Annotated in this window: 20 protein-coding genes; 6 read left to right on the forward strand and 14 right to left on the reverse strand. The window is 33.8% G+C overall.

The window, feature by feature from the left end; translation table 11 throughout:
• Window positions 1-42: 42 nt before the first annotated feature.
• Entirely contained in the window at window positions 43-1,350 is a 1,308-nt protein-coding gene (locus NKR20_RS12540; protein ID WP_121212699.1) for a DRTGG domain-containing protein, read from the reverse strand.
• A gap of 258 nt (window positions 1,351-1,608) precedes the next feature.
• Entirely contained in the window at window positions 1,609-2,286 is a 678-nt protein-coding gene (locus NKR20_RS12545) for a metal-dependent hydrolase (RefSeq protein WP_121212698.1), read from the reverse strand.
• Window positions 2,287-2,409: 123 nt separating this feature from the next.
• Here NKR20_RS12545 and NKR20_RS12550 point away from each other — a divergent pair, with 123 nt between their 5' ends.
• Window positions 2,410-3,498: a M24 family metallopeptidase gene (locus NKR20_RS12550; protein ID WP_121212697.1), complete on the forward strand. Its 1,089-nt coding sequence runs from the start codon at window positions 2,410-2,412 to the stop codon at window positions 3,496-3,498.
• 42 nt (window positions 3,499-3,540) lie between these two features.
• Here NKR20_RS12550 and ald read toward each other — a convergent pair whose 3' ends face one another.
• Entirely contained in the window at window positions 3,541-4,656 is a 1,116-nt protein-coding gene (gene ald / locus NKR20_RS12555) for an alanine dehydrogenase (protein ID WP_121212696.1), read from the reverse strand.
• A gap of 267 nt (window positions 4,657-4,923) precedes the next feature.
• On the opposite strand from ald, the gene NKR20_RS12560 reads away from it, so the two are divergent.
• Window positions 4,924-5,373 (forward strand): universal stress protein, encoded by a 450-nt coding sequence (locus NKR20_RS12560; RefSeq protein ID WP_121212695.1) that lies wholly within the window; start codon window positions 4,924-4,926, stop codon window positions 5,371-5,373.
• Window positions 5,374-5,527: 154 nt separating this feature from the next.
• On the forward strand, window positions 5,528-6,517 hold the full coding sequence (locus NKR20_RS12565) for an acyltransferase family protein (protein ID WP_121212694.1): 990 nt from the start codon (window positions 5,528-5,530) through the stop codon (window positions 6,515-6,517).
• Window positions 6,518-6,603: 86 nt separating this feature from the next.
• Here the strand turns inward: NKR20_RS12565 and NKR20_RS12570 are convergent, their stop codons facing one another.
• From NKR20_RS12570 to ezrA, 9 genes are all read right to left on the reverse strand, one after another.
• Window positions 6,604-7,533 carry a class I SAM-dependent methyltransferase gene (locus NKR20_RS12570; RefSeq protein ID WP_253426973.1) on the reverse strand — a complete coding sequence of 310 codons (930 nt, stop codon included), beginning with the start codon at window positions 7,531-7,533 and terminating at the stop codon, window positions 6,604-6,606.
• Between the two features lie 117 nt (window positions 7,534-7,650).
• Complete coding sequence (tpx, locus tag NKR20_RS12575) at window positions 7,651-8,160, reverse strand: thiol peroxidase (protein ID WP_121212692.1); 510 nt, start codon at window positions 8,158-8,160, stop codon at window positions 7,651-7,653.
• 157 nt (window positions 8,161-8,317) lie between these two features.
• Window positions 8,318-8,902, reverse strand: coding sequence for an RDD family protein (locus NKR20_RS12580; RefSeq protein ID WP_121212691.1), 585 nt, complete (start codon window positions 8,900-8,902; stop codon window positions 8,318-8,320).
• A 13-nt stretch (window positions 8,903-8,915) separates the two neighbouring features.
• On the reverse strand, window positions 8,916-9,926 hold the full coding sequence (sppA, locus tag NKR20_RS12585) for a signal peptide peptidase SppA (RefSeq protein ID WP_253426974.1): 1,011 nt from the start codon (window positions 9,924-9,926) through the stop codon (window positions 8,916-8,918).
• A gap of 164 nt (window positions 9,927-10,090) precedes the next feature.
• Complete coding sequence (gene mbcS, locus NKR20_RS12590; RefSeq protein ID WP_121212689.1) at window positions 10,091-11,677, reverse strand: acyl-CoA synthetase MbcS; 1,587 nt, start codon at window positions 11,675-11,677, stop codon at window positions 10,091-10,093.
• Window positions 11,678-11,901: 224 nt separating this feature from the next.
• Window positions 11,902-12,111 (reverse strand): alpha/beta-type small acid-soluble spore protein, encoded by a 210-nt coding sequence (locus tag NKR20_RS12595; RefSeq protein ID WP_121212688.1) that lies wholly within the window; start codon window positions 12,109-12,111, stop codon window positions 11,902-11,904.
• Window positions 12,112-12,204: 93 nt separating this feature from the next.
• A complete protein-coding gene (gene thiI, locus NKR20_RS12600; RefSeq protein WP_253426975.1) occupies window positions 12,205-13,413 on the reverse strand; it encodes a tRNA uracil 4-sulfurtransferase ThiI in 1,209 nt (402 codons plus the stop codon).
• A gap of 3 nt (window positions 13,414-13,416) precedes the next feature.
• Window positions 13,417-14,556: a cysteine desulfurase family protein gene (locus NKR20_RS12605; protein ID WP_121212686.1), complete on the reverse strand. Its 1,140-nt coding sequence runs from the start codon at window positions 14,554-14,556 to the stop codon at window positions 13,417-13,419.
• 290 nt (window positions 14,557-14,846) lie between these two features.
• A complete protein-coding gene (gene ezrA, locus NKR20_RS12610) occupies window positions 14,847-16,550 on the reverse strand; it encodes a septation ring formation regulator EzrA (protein WP_121212685.1) in 1,704 nt (567 codons plus the stop codon).
• Window positions 16,551-16,683: 133 nt separating this feature from the next.
• On the opposite strand from ezrA, the gene hisJ reads away from it, so the two are divergent.
• Entirely contained in the window at window positions 16,684-17,475 is a 792-nt protein-coding gene (gene hisJ / locus NKR20_RS12615; protein WP_121212684.1) for a histidinol-phosphatase HisJ, read from the forward strand.
• Window positions 17,476-17,493: 18 nt separating this feature from the next.
• Complete coding sequence (locus tag NKR20_RS12620; RefSeq protein WP_121212683.1) at window positions 17,494-17,973, forward strand: GAF domain-containing protein; 480 nt, start codon at window positions 17,494-17,496, stop codon at window positions 17,971-17,973.
• A gap of 315 nt (window positions 17,974-18,288) precedes the next feature.
• Here the strand turns inward: NKR20_RS12620 and NKR20_RS12625 are convergent, their stop codons facing one another.
• Both NKR20_RS12625 and NKR20_RS12630 read right to left on the reverse strand, forming a co-directional pair.
• On the reverse strand, window positions 18,289-19,512 hold the full coding sequence (locus NKR20_RS12625; RefSeq protein ID WP_121216054.1) for an IS110 family RNA-guided transposase: 1,224 nt from the start codon (window positions 19,510-19,512) through the stop codon (window positions 18,289-18,291).
• 328 nt (window positions 19,513-19,840) lie between these two features.
• Window positions 19,841-21,712, reverse strand: a complete 1,872-nt coding sequence (locus tag NKR20_RS12630; RefSeq protein WP_121212682.1) for a sensor domain-containing diguanylate cyclase — start codon at window positions 21,710-21,712, stop codon at window positions 19,841-19,843.
• Window positions 21,713-22,148: 436 nt separating this feature from the next.
• Between NKR20_RS12630 and rpsD the strand changes: the two genes are divergently transcribed.
• Window positions 22,149-22,751 (forward strand): 30S ribosomal protein S4, encoded by a 603-nt coding sequence (rpsD, locus tag NKR20_RS12635; RefSeq protein WP_121212681.1) that lies wholly within the window; start codon window positions 22,149-22,151, stop codon window positions 22,749-22,751.
• The last annotated feature ends 100 nt before the right edge of the window (window positions 22,752-22,851 follow it).

Here is a 22,851-nt window from a genome sequence, read left to right on the forward strand (position 1 = left end):
GATAAGGCTAGTCCAAAACATATTGGATTAGCCTTTTAGTTATTATCTCTCTAATAGCTGGAACGTCATCATTGCTTTCCCAACCAGAATCGATTCGTTGAAAATATCAAAGTCCATTTTTACGAATTTACGACTCATATCTAAAATATGTGGAACAACTGTTAAGACACTTTCCATTTGAATTGGCTTAATGAAGTAGATTGTCATGTTTTCAGCTACTGCATCTCCACGTTTTCTTCTTTTCAACGCAAATGCCCCAACCTCTGCTAGTAATGTCGTAAAAGCTCCATAGGAAATGGCACCATAATGGTTCGTCATCTGAGGAGTTACCTTAAATTCTACGACAACATCTTCTTCACCCATAACTTTCATTTCACTTTTTACTAAGTCATCGATTGTTTCACCGTGTTGCGGCTGTCTTTGTGCATGTTGTAAGGCTTTTAAAACATCTTGACGACTGATTACCCCTTTTAAGATACCATCATCATCAACAATTGGTAGTAAGTCAATCCCTTCCCAAATCATACGGTGCCCAGCAGATGCAACGCTCGTTTTCATCGTTCCAGAAATCGGATTTTTCGTCATTACTTTATCAATTGGCTCATTTTCCTCTTTACCGATTACGTCCTTTACTGTAATCATCCCTACTAATTTATTAGCTTTCGTAACAACTGGGAATGCTCCGTGTGAAGTTCGGATATTTAAGTTTTGGAAGTCAGCAATTGTATCTGTATTTTTTAATGTTGCAGTCTCTTCAATTGGAATATATATATCTTCAATTAATAAAATATCCTTTTTAATTAATTGGTCATAAATGGCACGATTAATCATCGTAGCTACAGTAAATGTATCATAGCTTGATGAGATAATTGGTAGTTCTAATTCATCAGCAAGCTGTTTATTTTCCTCTGTTGTATCAAATCCACCTGTAATTAATACTGCAGCACCTGCTGTTAAAGCATTCTGATGGGCTTTAACACGGTTCCCTACAATTAAGAGGCTTCCTGCATCTGTATAACGCATCATATCATCTAATTGCATGGCACCAATTACAAACTTCGTTAATGTTTTATGTAACCCGGCTTTTCCACCAAGAACTTGTCCATCGACAATGTTAACAATCTCAGCAAATGTTAAGCGTTCAATGTTTTCCTTTTTCTTTTTCTCTATTCGAATCGTACCAACTCGTTCGATGGAACTTACAAGTCTGCGATTTTCAGCTTCTTTAATTGCGCGATATGCAGTACCTTCACTAACTTGCATTTCTTTTGCAATTTGTCGAACTGAAATTTTATCGCCAACAGGTAATGATTCGATATACTGTAATATTTTCTCGTGCTTTGTTGACATGGCTATCACCTAATCCCATCTATCTTTCCTTGCCATTAGTGTAACATATTTCAATTATGTATAGATAATAAGCATATTTGCAATAAGAGAAAAAAATAAGAATGCTGTCTAAAAAGTCATTTTGAGTAGTTCCTTGTGACAAAGATGGTGGCATATTGATGCGACCATCAAAGGAGTTCTTGAGAGATATTTATCAAGTAAGAAAAGGGTGTCCAAAAAGGGTTTTCTTTTTGGACACCTCATTCTCTTGCTAATGTATTACAGACGAACTTTCTCACCAGCTTGTAAAATTTGTACTTCGCTATCCTTAACTAATTCAGCGAATACTGTAGGATCTTGCTTAATAATCGGGAAAGTATTGTAGTGTATTGGAACAACTACTTTTGGTTTTAATAATGAAACTGCATAGGCTGCATCTTCTGGTCCCATTGTGAAGTTATCTCCAATTGGTAGGAACGCGACATCAATATTATTTCTATCACCGATTAACTTCATATCTCCGAATAATGCTGTGTCACCAGCATGATAAATTGTTAAACCTTCAGCAGTGAATAAAATACCACCTGGGTTACCTGCATTAACCACTTCATCTTCTGTTTCATAAGTAGAACCGTGGAAAGCAAGTGTATATTTTACTTTACCAAATGGAAATTCGTATGCTCCACCAACTCCCATTGGATGTGCATTCACACCAACTTTTTGTAAATAAACTGCAAATTCATTAAGAGCAACAACAAAAGAATTATGCTTTTTCGCTAATTCAATTGTATCTCCAACATGGTCATTATGCCCGTGAGTTAATAAAATAACATCTGGCTTTTCTTCTTCTGCCTTTAAGTCTGTTGCAGGGTTACCAGTAATAAAAGGATCAATCAAAATTGTTTTTCCGTTTGTTACTATTTTTACTACTGAATGTCCGTGATATGATATTTCCATTTATTAATCCTCCTATAAACACACGTAATAATTTCTTAATTCTCTTTTTAAGGGTGTTTTTCCTTCTTTTTGCTATACTATTACAAGTACAAATCCATTTTTAATTTTCAGGAGGACTCTCTTATGACAGCAATTAATAAATTACAAAGCTATTTAAAAGCGAATGAAATTGATTTAGCTTTTATCACAACTCCAGATAATGTGTTCTATTTCTCAAATTTTAAAAGTAATCCGCATGAACGATTACTTGGGGTTGTCGTTTTTAAAGACCAAGATCCATTATTAATTTGTCCAAAGATGGAAGTTCCCGATGCGAAAGCTTCAGGTTGGAATTTTGAAACAATTGGACATTTAGATACTGATAATCCATGGCAAATTTTATCGAATGCAATTAATGCGCGAGGTGTAGCTTTATCAAACTTTGCAATTGAAAAAGCTCATTTAACTGTTGAGCGACTTGAAGCACTACAACAATTTTATCCTCAAGCAAATTTTGTCCGTCTCGATGATCAAATAAACAAGATGCGTGTAATTAAAGATGAAGTTGAATTAGAAAAAATGAGAGAAGCTGCAAAACTAGCAGATTATGCTGTAGAAGTTGGATGTAAAGAAATTGCTGAGGGCAAAACGGAAATGGAAATCTTAACTGCAATCGAAAATGCCGTTAAAGAAAAAGGTTACAATATGTCCTTTGAAACAATGGTGCTTTCCGGTCCAAAAACAGCTTCACCACATGGTACACCTGGTAATCGCAAAATCCAAAAGGGCGATATGATTTTATTTGATTTAGGTGTTATTTATGAAGGATATTGTTCAGACATTACTCGAACTGTTGCTTATGGAGAACCTACTGATGAGCAAAAATTAATTTATCAAACCGTTCTTGCGGCAAATGAAAATGCGATTAACACTGTTAAATCCGGTGTTCGTGCAATGGACTTAGATAAAATTGCAAGAGACACAATTGGAAATGCTGGTTATGGCGAATATTTTACACATAGACTTGGACATGGTTTAGGAATTTCAGTTCATGAATTCCCTTCGATTAACGGTTCAAATGAGATGGAGTTATTACCTGGTATGGTCTTTACAATTGAACCTGGTATTTATAAAGAGGGTGTGACAGGGGTTCGTATTGAGGATGATGTCGTTGTAACGGAAAACGGTGTAGAAGTACTAACTAAATTCCCTAAAGAATTAATGATTCTATAATATAAAAGCTGCTATTGGAAACAATCCAAAGCAGCTTTTTCTTTATTGTAATAACGTATCTACTGGAACATATTCACGGCCTTGATCTTCTGCCACTGCCTTATAAACAACATGCCCTTCTAAAGTATTGATACCTTTTTTCAATGCTTCATTTTCGATACAAGCTTGTTTATATCCTTTATTTGCAATTTGTAATGCATATGGAACTGTATTATTCGTTAATGCAATTGTAGAAGTACGTGGAACCGCACCTGGCATATTTGCAACAGCGTAATGAACAACACCATGTTTAATGTAAATTGGGTCATCATGAGTTGTAACTCGGTCTGTTGTTTCAAAGCTACCACCTTGGTCAATCGCAATGTCAACGATAACAGAACCAGGTCTCATTGATTTTACCATTTCTTCAGTTACAAGTTTTGGCGCCTTTGCACCAGGAATTAATACAGATCCGACTACTAAATCAGAATCTTTTACAGATTCCGCAATATTATAAGGGTTCGACATTAATGTTTGAACGGAATGACCAAAAATGTCATCGATTTGACGAAGACGTTCAGGACTTACATCTAAAATTGTTACATCCGCGCCCATGCCGATAGCAACACGAGCCGCATTTGTTCCTGCCATACCTCCACCAATAACCGTTACTTTTCCACGTTGAACACCTGATACTCCTCCTAAAAGGATACCCATACCGCCATTCATTTTTTCCAAATATTGTGCACCAATTTGCACGGACATTTTTCCTGCTACTTCACTCATTGGTGTTAAAAGTGGTAATGAACGATTAGGTAATTGAACCGTTTCATAGGCAATTCCTACAACTTTATTATCAAGTAATGCTTGTGTCAACTCAACTTCTGGAGCTAAATGCAAGTATGTGAATAAAATTAAACCTTCTTTAAAATATTTATATTCACTTTGAATTGGCTCTTTTACTTTCATAACCATTTCTTGATTCCATGCTTCACTTGCTGTTTCAACTATTTTTGCTCCAGCATTCAAATAGTCCTCATCCGTAAAAGAAGAACCTAATCCTGCACCAGTTTCAATAAAAACTTCATGGCCAGCACTTGTTAAAGTTACAACTCCCGCTGGTGTCATTGCTACACGGTATTCATTGTTTTTAATTTCCTTTGGTACTCCAATTTTCAACGTTGATCACTTTCCTTTGCTGTTTGTAGTTTTATTACCAAATTTTATACCATTATATCAATTAATGAGAAAATTGGAATCTATTATTTTTCACAAAACTAAAAATAAATTTTTTTAATTGGAAGGTTTTATCGAAATTTAAATAATTCACTTTTTCATCACTTTTGTAAGGAATTTTTGTGAACATTACATAATTTTGTAAATTATATATTTTCTTTATTTTGGTATTTGCTATAATGAAGGTATATTTTAAAGGGGGAATTTTAGATGACTCATTATAAAAGTATCGTAGTTGCAGTAGATGGTTCGAAAGAAGCTGAATACGCTTTCAAAAAATCTATTGAAGTAGCAAAAAGAAATCAAGATGCAAAATTAAACTTAGTAAATGTAATCGATACTAGATCATTCGCCGCTATTGAAGCTTACGATCGTTCTATCGCAGAACGTGCACAAAGTTTCTCTGAAGAATTATTAGCAGGCTATAAAAAACAAGCAGAAGAAGCTGGCGTAAAAGATGTAAACGTAATCATCGAATACGGTTCACCAAAAACGATCATTACAAAAGAACTTTCAAAACTTGTAGATGCAGATCTAATTGTCTGCGGTGCTACTGGTTTAAATGCTGTTGAACGTTTCCTAATCGGTTCTGTTTCTGAAGCAATTGTACGTTCTTCAAAATGTGACGTTCTTGTTGTTAGAACTCCTGATACTCCATAATTTAACAATGAATGTAATGCAAAAAGCCAAAGAATCCTCTTTGGTTTTTTTATTTTCTGTAAAATATATGATATCATGATAAATATTTTGTATAGAGATTCTTACTAAAATATGTTTTAGTTATAATGTGCGTTAGAAAAGAGACGATACAAAAATGAATAGAATTCCATATTTTGATAATGCTAGGGCAATATTAATTTACCTAGTCATCGTTGGGCATATTCTTTCAAAGTATATTGATGATAGTCATTTATTGGGCAGCATATATATGTTTATTTATACTTTTCATATGCCAGCATTTATTTTAATTTCCGGATTTTTTGCAAAAAAAATATACGAATCTGGCTATTTAACAAAGGTTATAAAAAAATTATTATTTCCCTATATACTTTTACAAATTTTCTATAGTGTTTACTATTATTATATTTTTGATGACTCAATTGAACTTAGTTTGTTTATTCCGAGATGGGCTTTATGGTTTTTACTAAGTTTAATATTATGGAACATATTATTATACTTTTTTGGAAAAATTAAGTATGGATTACCATTAGCTTTAGTTATTTCAATTCTTATTGGTTATGACGATTCGATTAATGAGGTATTAAGTCTTTCACGGACATTTTTCTTCTTTCCATTTTTCCTAGTAGGTTATTATTTAAAGACCGAACATTTATTAAAACTAAAATCACGCACGCATGTACTTAACGGAGTCCTACTAGCGATGATTGGTTTTATTACTATCTATTACTTTGTTCCAATCGAACAACATGTATGGTTATTAGGGAAACGTCCATATGATGAAATATCGACCGTTCCTATGCAATGGGCTTGGCTAGGTCGATTCGTTGCATATATCGTTATGTTTACTGCGACATATATGTTTTTAACTCTCGTATCAAATAAACGAAGATTTTATACATCCATCGGTTCAGTAACAATATCAATTTACTTATTACATATGGTTGTAATACGAATTTTTTACGATTCACCAATTAAAGAGTATATTCTAGAATCAAAACAATACTGGCTTATCTTTGTTTTTGCTGCTAGTATTTTATTTATTCTATCGAGAAAACCTGTTTACACTGTTGTTAACCAGATATGTACCCTCCCAACAAAGAAAAATATCCTAGGACATAAATGATTTTCTTTAAAGGTTGAGTATGATTCTGCATATAAAAAATCAACATTTCACATACGAAATGTTGATTTTTTGTTTTTAAAGTTTGTTTATTTATTTTGTTTCCAAATTTGAACTTTCTCAAAGAACATAGCAAGTGCTTGCTTGTTTGACATGTTTGGTACTTTTGCCAGCAGTACCTCACGTGGAGCTCTTTGCTCATCACTTTTCTTTTGTAAAATTAAAATGCTCTTCTCATGGGCTTTTGAAGCAAACAAGTTTTCAGGAAGTTGAATAACTGCTTGAATCCATGTGTGTTTCTTTAAATATTTATGTAGATCTTTAGCTTGTTCTGATTCAAAAAGATTAGCAGGAATTAAGAAAAATAAATATCCGCCATCTTTTGAATGATTTACGGATTGCTCAATTAATAAGTGATGAGCATAACTTAACCCTTCATGTGCACATAATTCATAATCAAGGGCAACATCTTCATTTGGATAATAACCAACAGGCAAATCACATACAACAGCATCAACTGGATCAACAAGCATTTTTTGTAAAGCATCTTGATGATAGAACATGACTGGTTGTTCAATTATTTCCGCTGTATCTGCTGCTAATCGTATTAACAATTCATCTACTTCAATACCTGTAGCAGAGCTTTTTCCATCAAGTAAATTCATTACAGTTAATAATAAATTTCCTGTTCCAACGGCTGGGTCTAAAATAGAAATTTGATTATTTTTAATATGTTCTTCAAAAAACTGCTCTACAAAATAACCAACAAGTAATCCAAGTGTATCTGGTGTCATTTGATGATTTGGTTGAGAAGTTTTTCTCATCCCTTTTAATATCGCAATTTGTATGGCTTTACGAATTTCTTCTTTTGATGCAGTACTACCTAACCATGAATCTTTTTCATCTAGGATATCTTCAAGAGCTTGTAAAACACCATCTAAAAATGTGATACTTTCTTTTTTCTCGTATTCTTCCGCTTTTTCATTAATATACGAAAATATTTGTTCAAACTTTTCCATCATAGACTCCTTTTGAAATGAACAACCCACTCAAAAATAGAGTGGGCGAACATTTAACGTATATTTTTCATCCTTGTTTATTCTATATTACAACAATTAAACAAGATACGAAAATAATTATTTCGCTAATGCTTCTTTCACAGCATTAATAGCAGCCTCATAATCTGGATGGCTTGTACCTTCTGAAACATACTCTACATAAGTAACAGTATCATTTCTATCAATTACAAACACCGCACGAGCAAGTAGACGGTTTTCTTTCATATATACCCCATAACTTTCTCCAAAAGAAAGATCACGATAATCTGATACAGTGTGAACACCATCAATACCTGCTGCTGCACACCAACGTTTTTGAGCAAAAGGTAAATCTACTGATACTGTGTAAAACGCAACATCTTCACCTAAACCTGCTACTTCCTCATTGAAACGACGCGTTTCTGCATCACATACCCCAGTATCTAATGACGGTACTGACGCAATTAAACGTACTTTTCCTGCTGAATCTTTTAATGTAACTGTTGACATATCATTTGCTAACACAGAAAAGTCAGGTGCTTTATCCCCTACTTTTACTTCATTACCTACTAATGTTACTGGTTTGTTAATAAATGTTACTTGTACCATAATCTCATCCTCCTTTTCTGAACTTATCTTACTAAAGGTAAAGTAAAATTTGCAAACAACTAAGCTTGAAAAATATAGCGTGAATCGTTACTGTGATCTTTAAGATTGAAGTGAAAAATAAAAACCATCTGTAAAACAATTACAGATGGTTCTCTTCCTAAGTTGCTGAGATTGATTGATCTGTTTCGTAATCTACTTTCTTTTGAACAATCACTTTATTTTTTGTATATACTTTTTCATGAACTACAATCGTATCGGCAATAACATCATTCAGCCCTTTATTTTTAGGCATAAAAGCAACAATAATATATAAAATTTTAATCGTATTATTAATAAATCGTCCTACAATCTCTCTGAATAAAACGGTCATCCAATCTAGCTTTTCCCCATTAACTCGTTTTACTTTTAATCCAAAAATCATTTTGCCGATTGTTTGATTCCAAATCTTCGTAGTTAAAACAAAGTAAGCATAATAAATTATCGCTGAAATAATCGTTATTGGTGCATACCAATTTGAGTCATTTAAACTCCAACCAAACAGACGAAAAACAGGATTTACTAAGATGCCAACAATTGCACTCACCAATAATGAATCAATGGCAAAAGCCCAAAATCTTACCCAAAAGCCCGCAGTTTTTTCTTCGTACTGTTCAATTTCTTCTACTGAATACTTATTAGGAGCAGGAACGATCTCATTGTTTGTATTAGACAAATTTGATTCGTTATTTCCAAATTCAGACATCTAATTCCCCTCCTTAAAATTCACCATATAAATACATCATACGTGGTGCATCATAACTAGACATAAGTTTTGTTAACATTCTCTCTTCAGGAGAAGGTCCAAAGAATGAGCTGATCTTCATACCAAGTAATGAAGTGAAATCACCAAAACCTGTTTCATATTCAAAAAGCTCTGCATCTTCTAAACCGTAGTCTGCTCGAAGTGAAGCAATTGCATCTTCTAGCCCGCCAAGCTCATCAACAAGACCTGCCTTCAATGCTTGTGAACCACCTAATACACGACCATCGGCAACTTTTTTCACTTGTGCTTCAGTCATTCCACGTCCTTGCTCAACTACATCTACAAATACCTCATAAGAATCGTTAATCATTTCTTGCAACATTGCTTTTTCTTCTTCTGTAGTTGGTCTTGTGCCACCGAACATATCTTTATGAGCACCAGACTTAATTGTTTCAAATTTAATACCAACTTTATCTGCTAGTTCCGAGAAATTATAACTTTGCATGATTACACCGATTGAACCAGTTAAAGTTTCACGATGTGCATAAATTTTATCTGCTGGTGCTGAAATATAATAACCACCAGAAGCAGCCATTGAGCCCATTGATACATAAATTGGAATTTCTCTTTTTTCTTTAATTTCTAATAATTTTTTGTGGATTTCAGCAGATTCAATGACACCACCACCTGGTGAATCAACAGCTAATACAACAGCTTGTACGCTATCGTCATTTAAAATTGCTTCTAGCTGTGCTAAAAAGTTTTGATGGTCATATTCTACTGTTGTCCAAGGTGTACTTGAACCCACATCTTGTATCGTCCCATCAACGGATAATAATGCAATGCGTTTATTAAAATCTCCTGGTTCCAATACAATTTCAGATACTTCTTGTTCAGTACTCATTAGACTATCAAAATTACTAAAGAAATCTGTTTTAAATAAAGCCATCACTGTGTTTAATCCAATAGAAAAAACTAATAATACTACTGCAGCTCCCAATGCGAGCCATCTTTTCATATTCATGTTATTGATTCCTCCTCACTCCATACATACGTATAAGATGTTCAATTGTTTCAAAAAATTTTGTTTCGCCTTTAAATTTACCAAAAAAAATGGAGATTCGAAATAAATACCATTTCAAATCTCCATAATGCGACACTATTCCCTAGGAAATAATATCTGCATTCCTATTTCACTGTTTGTTTATTCAGTTCTTTTTGACGTAATTCAATACGACGAATTTTTCCTGAAGATGTCTTCGGAAGTTCGTCGATAAATTCGATTGCACGAGGATATTTATATGGTGCTGTAATGTTCTTTACATGATCTTGAAGTTCTTTTATTAAATCTGGATTTGTTTTTAATTGTGGATCACGTAACACAACAAATGCTTTCACAATACTACCTCGAATTTCGTCAGGGCTTCCTACAACAGCACACTCTTTAACTGCTGGATGCTTAACTAGAGCATCCTCTACTTCGAATGGCCCTATAGTATAGCCAGAAGAAATGATAATGTCATCTCCTCGACCTTCGAACCAGAAGTAACCATCTTCATCCTTATATGCACGGTCACCAGTTAAGAACCATTCGCCTCGGAATTGCATTTGTGTTCTTTCTGGCTCTTTTAAATAACCTTTAAATAATGCTGGTGTTGATGAGTGAACTGCAATATCCCCTACTTCTCCAGGCTTTGTAGGTTCACCAAGATCATTAATAACATCTACAACATTTCCTGGAGTAGGTTTGCCCATCGAACCTGGTTTTGGTTGCATACCTAATAATGTTCCAACTAATAATGTATTCTCAGTTTGTCCATAACCGTCACGAACCTGTAGTGAAAATACGTCTAAGAATTTATTAATTACTTCACTATTTAACGGTTCTCCTGCAGAAACAGCACTTTTTACACTAGATAAATCATATTGTTCCAATTGATCTACTTTCGCCATTAAGCGATATTCAGTCGGAGTACAACATAAAACATTTATTTTATTATCTTGAAGAAGTTGTAAATATACTTTTGGATCAAATTGACCTTTGTGAACAAATGCAGTTGCTCCACTTCCTAGCACGGCTAAGAAGGGACTCCAAATCCATTTTTGCCAACCTGGAGCAGCAGTTGCCCAAACGATATCATTTTCTTTAACGCCTAGCCAATACTCTGCAGTTGTACGTAAGTGAGCATATCCCCAACCATGGGAATGAACAACACCTTTAGGGTTTCCTGTTGTACCACTTGTATAGGATAGAAATGCGATATCAGATTGTTTTGTTTTAATATCTTCAAAAGTATCTGATAAAACATCTAAGTTTTCATCAATCGAAATCCAGGATTCTGTTCCTTTACCATATACAAAAAGTTTTAATCCATCTAAATGTTTTACATCTTCAAATTGACTAATTTCATCTTCAAAAGCAATAATTGCTTTTGCTTGAGAGTGGGTAATGCGATAATCGATATCTTTTGCACGTAACATTTCAGAGCTTGGAATGATTGTTAGTCCTGCTTTTAATGCTCCGATGTATGTAGCATATGCTTCTACTGAGCGAGGGACCATAATGAGAACCACATCACCTTTGCCGAGTCCGTGATTAGCAAATAAATTAGCAACCTTATTTGCTTTTTTTATTAATTCTTTGTAAGAGACCTTTTCTAATTCCCCGTTTACATGATGAACGATTAAAGCTGTCTTTTCTTCATTTTGTGCATACTTTTCAATTTCATCAACAATGTTGTAATCTTCAGGAGCTAATAAATCTTCTCTTTTCATTTGTATCCCCCTTTTTTGCATCAAATGATACATTATACTAATTATAATAATACTCAATCGAAATTTCAAAATATTCCTCTATTTTGACTGAATTTAGGTAAAATCGTACTCTTATTATTTAAAAATCAATAATAATTTTCCGTTAAAACTAATAAATTTGGGATAAGATAATACAAATGAAAAAAGGCCAGTAGCATTTAGCTACCAGCCCTTTAATTTAATAATTATTGTTGGCCGCCACGTAATTGTGATTCAGCCATTTGCACAAGGCGTTTAGTAATTTCTCCTCCGACTGATCCGTTTGCACGAGAAGACGCTTCAGGTCCGAGTTGAACACCAAACTCTTGAGCGATTTCATATTTCATTTGGTCTAAAGCTTGTTCTGCACCAGGTACTACAAGCTTATTACGGTTACCGCTATTGTTGTTTGCCATGTCTCTCACCTCCTTGTGCATATAGAATGTGCGGTATCACATTTTTAATACACAAAAATTTAGAGGTAAGTATTTCCGGTTAATAGTTAAAAACTATAATAAATCAGCAAACTTATCTTTCGATTCATTTTTTTCAGGGAATCGATACACTTCACGATTTTTTACAGCACGTTCAATTAATTCATCAAACTCTGTGAAGCTTTCATAATATTTTATTTTATCAACTTTTGGTTTCGTTTTTGGATTAGCTGGCGTAAAGATTGTACAGCAATCCTCATATGGACGAATTGACGTTTCATAAGTACCAATTTGCTCAGCAATTTGTATAATCTCTAATTTGTCAAAAGCAATTAATGGTCTTAAAATCGGTGTATTCGTCACATCGTTAATAGCAGTTAAACTTTCTAACGTTTGACTAGCCACTTGTCCTAAACTTTCCCCCGTTACAATCCCAAGAGCACCAATTTCTTCTCGCACTTTATCTGCAATTCGCATCATTAATCTACGAGTAGTTGTCATCAATGTATTACTAGGAACACGATCACGAATTAATGTTTGAATTTCAGTAAAAGGAATAACATGTAAACGAATATTTGCACCAAATTTCGTTAATTCATTTGCTAAGTCTTTTACTTTTTGCAATGAATGATCACTTGTATATGGTGGGCTAAAGAAGTGAATTGCTTCTATACGTACACCGCGCTTCATTACTAAATATCCTGCTACAGGACTATCAATACCACCTGACAACATTAACAATGATTTTCCGTTTGAACCTACTGGCATGCCCCCAGCACCCGGTATTACTTGAGCCATCATATAAACTGCATCTTTTCGTATTTCAATGCGTAGTTCTACATCAGGTTTTCTTACTTGAACCGAAATATTTGGATTACTTCTTAATACATGACCACCGATTTCTCGTTGAATTTCATGGGATTCAAGTGGGAAAGTTTTATCGGAACGGCGAACTTCCACTTTAAATGTAATTTGTTGCTCCTTAAATTGTTCCATAATTAATAAAGAAAGGTTTTTCATTGATTCCATATCTTTCTCACAATAAGCAACTGGGCTGAATGATTGTATACCAAAAATCGTAGGCATTCTATCCATTAAGACTTCATATTGTTCTTCCGTTTCAATTTCAATGTGCATACGATCGCGTTCTGAGTGAATGTTTAATGGGGCAATATCATTAAAAGTATTTCTTATATTCGTACGTAATCGACTAATAAAATCCTTCTTATTTCGTCCTTTTGTAGACAGTTCACCGTAACGGATTAAAATTTCTTTCCAAATCATTTATTATTCTCCTTTTAATTCTTTCATCACTTCAGTGAAAGCTTTTTTAAATTGTTGAATATCTTCATCAGTAGTTAGCCCACCAAAACTTAGTCGGATTACACCATTTACAAAATTGGGTGGTGTTTTTAATGCTAAAACAACATGACTAGTCTTTTTCTGTTTTGAAGAACATGCACTAGATGTTGAAACAATAATTCCCCTTTTTTGTAATGCATTAATCAAAATTTCCCCTTTTAAATCTTTCACACTAAAGGACAAAATATGGGCCGCACCATTTGGAGTTGAAAGTATATGAATAACGCTACCAAAGCTTGTTAAAAATTCCATTAATTCATTATGCCATTTTCGGTATTTTTTCATAGACTGTTCTAGGTCTTCCACTGCCATTCTTGCAGCTTTCGCAAGGGCAACTGCTTGTGGAACAGCAACCGTACCACTACGCAATCCATATTCTTGTCCTCCACCTAAAAGAAGTGGAGCAATATTCATTTTTTTACGGAATGCGATTACGCCAGAACCTTTTAATCCATGAATTTTATGTCCTGAAATGGATATAATGTCTGGACCTGCATCATCTTTAAAGTAAATAGGCATCTTACCAAAACTTTGGACAGCATCTACATGAAAAGTTGCTCGACTGCTTTCATGAATAATTTTCGCAGCCTCTTCGATTGGTTGAATTGCTCCCATCTCATTATTAACATGCATAATACTTACTAAAACCGTATCTTTACGAAGTTTTTCTTGAAGTTCTTGTAGTGAAATAACGCCATTTGAATCTACTGATAAATAATCAATTTCATACCCATCTGCTTGCAGTACACGAATTGATTCTAAAACAGAAGCATGTTCAATTTCAGTAGTAATAATATGTTTTCCTTTATGTGTATTCGCTTTTGCGATACCGAAAATCGCAAAGTTATTTGACTCTGTTCCACCAGCTGTAAAAAGGACTTGGCGGTCATCTGTACCTAAAATTTTAGCCATTTGAGCTCTTGCACGATCGAGTAAAGTATTAGACTCAACACCTGCCTCATGAATTGAAGCTGGGTTTGCATAAAAAGATTCATTAACCTGAATAAATGTATTTAAAACCTCTTTATAAGGTTTAGTTGTAGCACTATTATCTAAATATATCATTTTATCCTACCTTCTTTTAAATGCTTTTCAATTTGCTAATGGCTGGATTATAGAAGACACTATAATATTTTAAAAATTTGCATAATGTCATATCCATAATAAAGGAATGTCTGAAAAGTCATTTTGAGACAGCCCTTTGCGACGAGGATGGTGTTAACCACCGCAGGAGCAATAATTCATAAGGGATATTTATCAAGAAAGAATAGAGGTGTCCAAAAAGATTTAACTTTTTGGACACCCTCTATTTCTTTATTTCATTATAACGCTTATGTCAATCCACGACTACCCATCTAATTTTTCGCATACATTTCTTCTTCTACAAGCTCTTCAATTCGTTTAATTGCACCAGGCTCAGCTAGTTCAACAGCTGCCGCTGCATCTTCTAATGCTTTTATGTACCGGTATTGCTTAAAGGCTTCTTCTGCCTCTAGTAAAAGTTGATGTACCTTTGGATTTGTCGCTCTATAACGATTGCCATATTGAATCATACGTTCAATTAACATTACATTTAAAATCATTTCATTTGCATGTTTATTTGCTTCTTGAATGCAATGGTTTGCATGTTGTAAATTGCTATGAACTTTTTGCATATTTAATGGAATCTCTTGAAGGCTTTGCATCACAATAAATAATTGTTCCTCCGCTTCTTCAAGGCGAGCATCCATTTCTTCTGGAATACCAGGGATATTAGCTTTATTCAACTGTCGATCTGTTTCTTGTAAAAGACGCTTTAATGATTCAAGTTGTGCTCGAGCTTTATTTTCATCAATTCGTAAATTTTTCAAACGATTTGAGAACTGTTCTTGTTCTTCTTTAATTCGTTCAATTTCATTACTGATATCGATTAGCTCTTCCTGTAAGCTTGAATAAGCTGACTTCTCCTCTTGAACACGAGTAACAAGTAATTCGTAACGCTTTTGAATGACTTCAAGCTGCTTCAATCCGATTTTCGGGATTTCTGCTTCTTTATCAGATAAATGATAACTACTTTGGACATAGATTGCTTCATTACCTACTTCTCTTGTTACAGTTAACACTTCATTTAATATACTGAAAGTTTTATCACAGTTTTTATCAACGTAATTTTTCGCAATAACTTCTTTTTCAAGTAGGTCATAATAGTTATCAATTGTATCGTTGATTTCTTCGATGCGTGGACCCACTATATCTATTTCTAGATTAGCAAGTTTTTCTTTTAAAGCATCGAGTTCGCCTTCAACACTTTCCAAATACTCCGTTAACTCTAGATGTCTTAAATAATAAGCTTGATCTTCCATTTCTCGTTGCCCGTTTTTTAAGTCATGGATAGCAGTTGGTATCTTTGTTTGAATTTCAGTTAGTAAACTTGGAACCTCATTTAACAACTTGAACAATTCTTGAGCCTCATTCGAAAGCTGAAGGACAATTTCTCTTGCTTGTAAATAATTCCCTTCTACTGTTAGCACATCGTATTCTTCAAATTTTGGTGTGAACTGCTCAACTCTTTTTTCAAGAGCTTGTAATGCTGGACCAAAAGAATATTGATGAGCTAAAAGCGTTTTACGAGCCGAACGATACTGTTCTTTTAATTGTTCAATCTCAATTCTATTTTTTTCTTCACTTCCAATTAACTCTTCTAATTCATTTAATATCTTTGTTTTATTTTCTTCGCACTTTGCGATATATTCTTCTATCTCACGTTCGATAATGGAAGCTTTTTTAAATTTAAACCGATCTATGTATTCTTCAGCATCAAAAAGCATAGAATCAATTTTAATGACATGGACATCTATTACTTCTGTCCACATGTTTCGCCAATGTTCAAACATTTCTTCTGTTTGACCATTCATGTTTAATGCTTTGACTTTTGTTAGCTCCTCAAATATTGGATAATGCTGAATTTGCATTTTTTCTTTTTCAAGTCGCTGTATAACAACATTATGTTTTCGCCTGATTAATAACCCAACGATAAATAATGCTAATAGTACGATGACGACAATGATGATATACTTCATCGTAAGCCCCCTATTCCAAAATCACTACGCCTGCTATTTTGTAACTATAATATACCATGTTTTTTGGGTTTTGTTTAAAAAAATAAAGGTTTTTGTTAAAGTAAACTTTAATAATGATATGGAGGTTCCGTTTATGAAGAAAGATGGTCACATACACTCACCATTTTGCCCCCACGGCACTAGTGATGCATTTGAATTATATATTGAAAAAGCAATAGAAAATCAATTTACACACATTACATTTACTGAACATGCACCACTGCCTACAAATTTCGTAGATCCAACACCAGATAAGGATTCTGGTATGAAGCCGAAAGATTTAACAACGTACATTGAAACTTTAAAAAAATTAAAAGAACATTATGCAAAAGATATAACTATTAATATAGGACTAGAAATTGATTATATAATTGGTTACGAAACTGAAACCCGTGCACTTCTTGACATTGTCGGTCCTTCATTAGATGACTCGATTTTATCGGTCCATTTTTTAAAATTCAATGATTCTTACACATGTATCGATTTTTCTGAAGAAGTTTATTTAGATTTCGCACAAAAAGTCGGTGGCATAAATGAAATGTACAACCTTTATTATGATACTGTAATAAAATCTATTGAAGCAAATTTAGGTAGATTTAAACCAAGAAGAATAGGTCATCCAACACTAATACATAAATTCCAACTAGCTCACGGTGAACAAATTGAAGATGGTGATCGCATTAAAGAAATTTTACAATTAATGAAGGATAAAAATTATGAATTAGATGTAAACAGTGCCGGTTTGAGTAAAACATTTTGTAAAGAACCTTATCCACCATTACCAATGATTGAATATGCACGTTCAATCGAGCTACCAATTGTGTTTGGTTCTGATGCGCATTGTGTAAAAGATTTACATCAACACTATCATTTACTTTTTAAGTAACAACATTTGGAGGTCTCTATGTTTTCAAAGATAAATTATGAAGGCTCTATTTCAGCACAGTATAATACTCTATCCCAACAGTTAAATGCACTTCTTGATGGAGAAAAGGATACTATTGCAAATTTAAGCAATGCATCTGCTTTATTAAATCAATTTTTGAATAATATAAATTGGGTTGGCTTCTATTTAATGAAAGAAGGGGAACTTGTATTAGGGCCATTCCAAGGTCTGCCAGCATGTGTAAGAATTGCAGTTGGTCGTGGTGTATGTGGTACGGCTGTTTCTAAAAAAGAAACAATCGTCGTTGAAGATGTCCATGCATTCCCCGGTCATATTGCCTGTGATGCTGCAACAAATTCAGAAATTGTAATACCATTAATTAAAAATAATGAAGTAATTGGTGTTTTAGATATTGATAGCCCAAATAAAGGTCGATTCAGCGATGAAGATCGTCAAGGCCTCGAGCAATTTGTTAACACCTTAATGAAGCATTTATAACCATCTGGAGGTGTCCAAAAAGTAATAATTTTTTGGACACCTCTTTTCTTTCTTGATAAATATCTCTTATGAATTATTGTTCCTGCGGTGGTTGTCACTATCCTCGTCGCAAAGCAGTTGTCTCAAAATGACTTTTCAGACAACTCCTTCTTACGATTAGTCAAGTATATTTAAGTTATTTCTTTTATTTTAATGAATTAGTTTTAGAAGGGAGGGGTACCCCTCCCTTCTAAAACTAATTTTTTCATGCCGAAAAAACCTAACGATTTTTATTTTTTTCGAAAGGTCTATATGATATAGTTGTATTACGTTTTATTACGATTTCTGAGCTGGTAGTGCGGACTCATAATCGTATAGGATTCCTCGTGTTAATAACTGAAAGGTCACTTTCAAAAATTTATTAACACAAGCTATCATCGCAACCTTATGAGGCTTTCTCTGAGGTTGCTTTTTTAATTTATAATAGTAATCCGCAAAATGATTGGGTTTTTCTTTTAACATAAGCATCCCTTGTATCATGAAATATAAAATTTTTCGCAAATGTTTATTCCCACGCTTATTGATTCGGTCCCGATATTGTGTGTTGCCAGATTGATAACGCATAATATCAATTCCTGCGTATGCATTTAATTGTTTCGCATTTTTAAAACGGCGAATATCACCGATTTCACCTATCAGACGACAAGCGGTTGAATCGCCCACACCAGGAATAGAACGTAATACAAGATATTCTTGACGTTCTTTTGATAACGTCTTCATCTGTTGGACAAGCGCTTCTTTTTTATCTTTCAATTCTGCAATCCGTATGGCGTAATCCTTTACTTGATCACATCGAACATCTGTCGGTTTAATGGCTGGATAACTATTTTGCGCTGCTTCGATTAGCTCAATTGCTTTTTTCTCTGCACGAGTAAGTGAAAGGTTCTTTTTTGTATTTGCCTTTAAATGATTTTTAATTACTGTTTTTGAATGGGCTAATACAAGTGCTGGATGTGGATACAGCTGCACGATATTTAAGAATAAAGCAGAACTTGGTGTAATGAGTTTTTCAAGCTCTGGGAAGCTCATATGCAAAATCGCATGCATCCGACTTTTAAGTAAAATTATTTCTTCATCCACTTCATCGTAATAACGTGTGAGAGCTCGCATCTGTTCATAATAATCCTCTTGAACGTATGTCGTTTCACGCTCCATTTTAAAGTGTGTTTTCGCTAATTCGTGTGCATCACTTACATCCGTCTTATGACGTCGCATTTTTGCCATTTGTAGGTTCGCTTCAAGCGGGTTCATCCGACTATATGTATAACCATGATTTTTTAAAAATGCTTCTACCGATTTCGAATAGACACCAGTTGCTTCAAAGACAATTTCAGGTGCTTGTCCATCAAACTTCGTTATTTCTTCAATACGATTATGTAATCGTTCAAAATCAACTCGGGTATGATTTAGTTCACCTTCATATTCACATTGTCGATATTGATTATACATAACTACCGAACTTTTCCCTTTACTCACATCTAACGCAATGACATGATTCATCATTCTATTCTCCTTTTTAGCCAATCATAGAAGTCCTCACATTGCCTTATCGATTCCACTTTCTTATACACGATCTCTTGGACCCAACATACTAAACTGATTCATATAAGGATGTGAAGTTAGCCGGTTTTTTTTACGGACTCTCATACGTCCCTGGAGCTGTTCGACTTTCCTTCACTTCTACTATAAAAAAATAGTAGCACAAACCATGGCCTTGGTTTGTACTACTAATGTTAGTATGTTTTTATAATACTTAATTCATATTTTTTCAAAACAAAAAAACTTACTATGTATGATGAGAATCACCTCATAAATCATAGTAAGTTTTTTATGATTGTAACAGCATTGAGTCATCATAAAGACAAACTTGATTTTTCCCATTATTTTTTGCAACATACAGTGCAGTATCTGCCTGTAAAAAGATTTTTTGATACTCAGCAGGTGCTTTCTTATTCCAAAATACTAATCCAGCAGAAATCGTTACAGATGGGTCTGTTGCTTTTGGAATTGAATCAACAATTTGCTGAGAAAGTTGGAGTGCTTCATTTTCATGGATGTTTGTTACATAAACAGCCATCTCTTCTCCACCCCATCTTGCACTTATTCCGCGATCGTCAATGATATTCATTAATAGTTCACCAATTTGAACTAATATCGTATCTCCAATTTGATGTCCATAAGTATCATTAATCCGTTTAAAATTGTCTATATCAATAAGTAAAAACATTCCGGAATCGTCATTCTGTAACGATTGCTCCACAAATTTATCTAAATAGTTTCTAGCATACAATTTTGTTAAATGATCATGATCCACCATTTCTTGCAATTGATTTCTTAAAATTGAGTTCGCAATGGCTAATGATGAATGATGTATTAAAGATTGCATTAACTTAAAGCTATCAAAGGAGAAGAAATAAGAATCACGATGTAATACAATACTAAAACCATTGATACGTTGTTCAACAATCATAGGAATTGCCATTACTGATTTATAACGAACATCTTTTGAAATTAGGCGACTAAAATCTGCAATAAACAATGGATCATGGCTTTTATTAAAATGATTACCTACATGATTAATATAGATAGCACCCTCATCCATTTGGAATAAGTCCGTTGAAGCTTCCGTTAGTTTATATTCATCATTCTCTTTTAAGACAAAACATAACTCCATCGGTTGAAACGATTTCATTAATTGCTTTTGTAAGAACATAAACATTTCATTTATATCTAATCTCATATTTAGACGATGTGAAGTTTCATTTATTAATTGTAAATCGCTAATTAGCCGATGCGATTGATGGTAAAGCTTTGCATTTTCCAGCGCATTACCAGATGCATGGGCGAGCATTCGAATAAACTCTTTTTGCGTTGATGTAAACAAATATGAGTATGGTGCACTAACTTGTAGTATCCCATAAATCGCTTGTCTTCCTTTAATTGGTGCGTTCAAAAGAGTACAGTTTAAATCATCTGCATCTTCAGTTATGATTTTACCAGACACAAACGCTTCAATAGCTGATGGTCTTTCAGATAAATAGTCAAATTGCTTTATAGGAATTTTTGTCTGGCGATCTTGGTCATTAGATAAAATTAATTCAACATTAAAGTTCGGGAAATTTTCTTGAATAGTAATTAGTACATTTTCCAAAATCAAATCAATATCCATCGTTGAGTGAAATAAATCAGACATTGTATATAACTTCCGATATTGTTTTTCATTATGGCGAACTACGACATTTTTACTAATCATCGATAATGTTTTTGAGACAACATCGACAAAATCTTCGAAATATTCTGATTGTGTAAAGGCAGACCATTTAGGCGTTGATTTTACTAATAAGACCCCATGTATATCGAAATGTCCAACTTTCAACAAAATCATATGTGTGAGCTGTTTAAACTCGCTTGTCATTAGTAAATCATCCGGTACTTCCACCCATTTTTGTTGTCCAAACCATGATTCAAAATTTTCCCAAGGAATTTCATTTATCTCATTGGTTGAATTTATGTTAAAAGGTTTTAATGTTTCCCCTTCATATAAAAGAAAAAAACATTGATCAATATCAAAATGTTGATGTAAGCATTTATGTAACAGTAAGGAATATTCATAATAACTGTCTTGTTTTTCAAGAGCACTGATACATATACTTAACAAATCTGACTTGATATTAATTAATGTCTGCCGATGCTCAATCATGAAATCACCTTTTCTTTTCCTTTACGAAATCAATTACTATTAGCTTATAATAAAGTATACACCTTTTATGTCTTATTGACTATAAAATTGTAGGATACATACAAGTCCTACTATAGCATAATGTCTTTGTAATATTAATAGCAATAAGTACTTTATTCCTTCTTTTACCAACTACTTTGAAACATTATTTCTTGACGTCATATAGCAGAATATTATACAATGTTTTTTGTGTAAAATGAACGCAGCAGTTATATATGCTTGCTTTGTATTTTATTCCTCTAATATAGACAAGTTTATTGTGAATTAGATGGTGTATTGCGTAACCCTAATCGGCTGCTAGGGCGAAGGTACATGAAAATAAAATGCAATCAGGTTCGGGTATAACTGGTTTTTGTTTTACAACAAAAAAACCAAATTAAAAGGAGGAGACAAAACTATGTCTCGTTATACAGGTCCATCTTGGAAAGTGTCTCGTCGCCTTGGTATTTCATTAAGCGGCACAGGTAAAGAATTAGAAAAACGCCCTTATGCTCCAGGTCAACACGGTCCAAACCAACGTAAAAAATTATCTGAATACGGTTTACAATTACAAGAAAAACAAAAACTTCGTCATATGTATGGTATGAGCGAACGTCAATTCAAAAACCTATTCGTTAAAGCTGGTAAAATGAGAGGGGTTCTTGGTGAAAACTTCATGATTTTACTTGAAACTCGCCTTGACAACTTAGTTTACCGCTTAGGTTTAGCTCGCACTCGTCGTGGAGCTCGTCAATTAGTTAACCACGGTCACATCTTAGTTGATGGTAAACGCGTTGACATTCCTTCTTACAGCGTAAAACCAGGTCAAACGATTTCTCTTCGTGAAAAATCTCAAAACCTTGCTGTAGTTCAAGAAGCTATTGAAGTAAACAACTTCGTACCTGAATACTTATCATTCGACGCTGACAAAAAAGAAGGTACATTTGTACGTCTTCCAGAGCGTTCTGAATTATCTGCTGAAATTAACGAATCATTAATCGTTGAGTTCTACTCTCGTTAATATTTGCTACTTTCAAATGATAAAAGCCTTAGAAATCTTGTTCTTACAAGGTTTCAAGGCTTTTTTATTTTGACACAAAATTATTACTGCTCCTAGAATG

It is taken from the genome of Ureibacillus endophyticus (assembly GCF_024159215.1).
Taxonomy (GTDB): Bacteria; Bacillota; Bacilli; order Bacillales_A; family Planococcaceae; genus Ureibacillus; species Ureibacillus endophyticus.

Bases quoted from the DNA above. Each gene is read 5' to 3' on its own strand.
- NKR20_RS12570 (WP_253426973.1), bottom strand. From the start codon at position 7,533: ATGGAAAAGTTTGAACAAATATTTTCGTATATTAATGAAAAAGCGGAA.
- NKR20_RS12565 (WP_121212694.1), top strand. From the start codon at position 5,528: ATGAATAGAATTCCATATTTTGATAATGCTAGGGCAATATTAATTTAC.
- NKR20_RS12630 (WP_121212682.1), bottom strand. From the start codon at position 21,712: ATGATTGAGCATCGGCAGACATTAATTAATATCAAGTCAGATTTGTTA.
- NKR20_RS12605 (WP_121212686.1), bottom strand. From the start codon at position 14,556: ATGATATATTTAGATAATAGTGCTACAACTAAACCTTATAAAGAGGTT.
- NKR20_RS12595 (WP_121212688.1), bottom strand. From the start codon at position 12,111: ATGGCAAACAACAATAGCGGTAACCGTAATAAGCTTGTAGTACCTGGT.
- sppA (WP_253426974.1), bottom strand. From the start codon at position 9,926: ATGAATATGAAAAGATGGCTCGCATTGGGAGCTGCAGTAGTATTATTA.
- rpsD (WP_121212681.1), top strand. From the start codon at position 22,149: ATGTCTCGTTATACAGGTCCATCTTGGAAAGTGTCTCGTCGCCTTGGT.
- NKR20_RS12545 (WP_121212698.1), bottom strand. From the start codon at position 2,286: ATGGAAATATCATATCACGGACATTCAGTAGTAAAAATAGTAACAAAC.
- mbcS (WP_121212689.1), bottom strand. From the start codon at position 11,677: ATGAAAAGAGAAGATTTATTAGCTCCTGAAGATTACAACATTGTTGAT.
- hisJ (WP_121212684.1), top strand. From the start codon at position 16,684: ATGAAGAAAGATGGTCACATACACTCACCATTTTGCCCCCACGGCACT.
- NKR20_RS12550 (WP_121212697.1), top strand. From the start codon at position 2,410: ATGACAGCAATTAATAAATTACAAAGCTATTTAAAAGCGAATGAAATT.
- thiI (WP_253426975.1), bottom strand. From the start codon at position 13,413: ATGATTTGGAAAGAAATTTTAATCCGTTACGGTGAACTGTCTACAAAA.
- NKR20_RS12620 (WP_121212683.1), top strand. From the start codon at position 17,494: ATGTTTTCAAAGATAAATTATGAAGGCTCTATTTCAGCACAGTATAAT.
- tpx (WP_121212692.1), bottom strand. From the start codon at position 8,160: ATGGTACAAGTAACATTTATTAACAAACCAGTAACATTAGTAGGTAAT.
- ezrA (WP_121212685.1), bottom strand. From the start codon at position 16,550: ATGAAGTATATCATCATTGTCGTCATCGTACTATTAGCATTATTTATC.
- NKR20_RS12560 (WP_121212695.1), top strand. From the start codon at position 4,924: ATGACTCATTATAAAAGTATCGTAGTTGCAGTAGATGGTTCGAAAGAA.
- NKR20_RS12580 (WP_121212691.1), bottom strand. From the start codon at position 8,902: ATGTCTGAATTTGGAAATAACGAATCAAATTTGTCTAATACAAACAAT.
- NKR20_RS12625 (WP_121216054.1), bottom strand. From the start codon at position 19,512: ATGAATCATGTCATTGCGTTAGATGTGAGTAAAGGGAAAAGTTCGGTA.
- NKR20_RS12540 (WP_121212699.1), bottom strand. From the start codon at position 1,350: ATGTCAACAAAGCACGAGAAAATATTACAGTATATCGAATCATTACCT.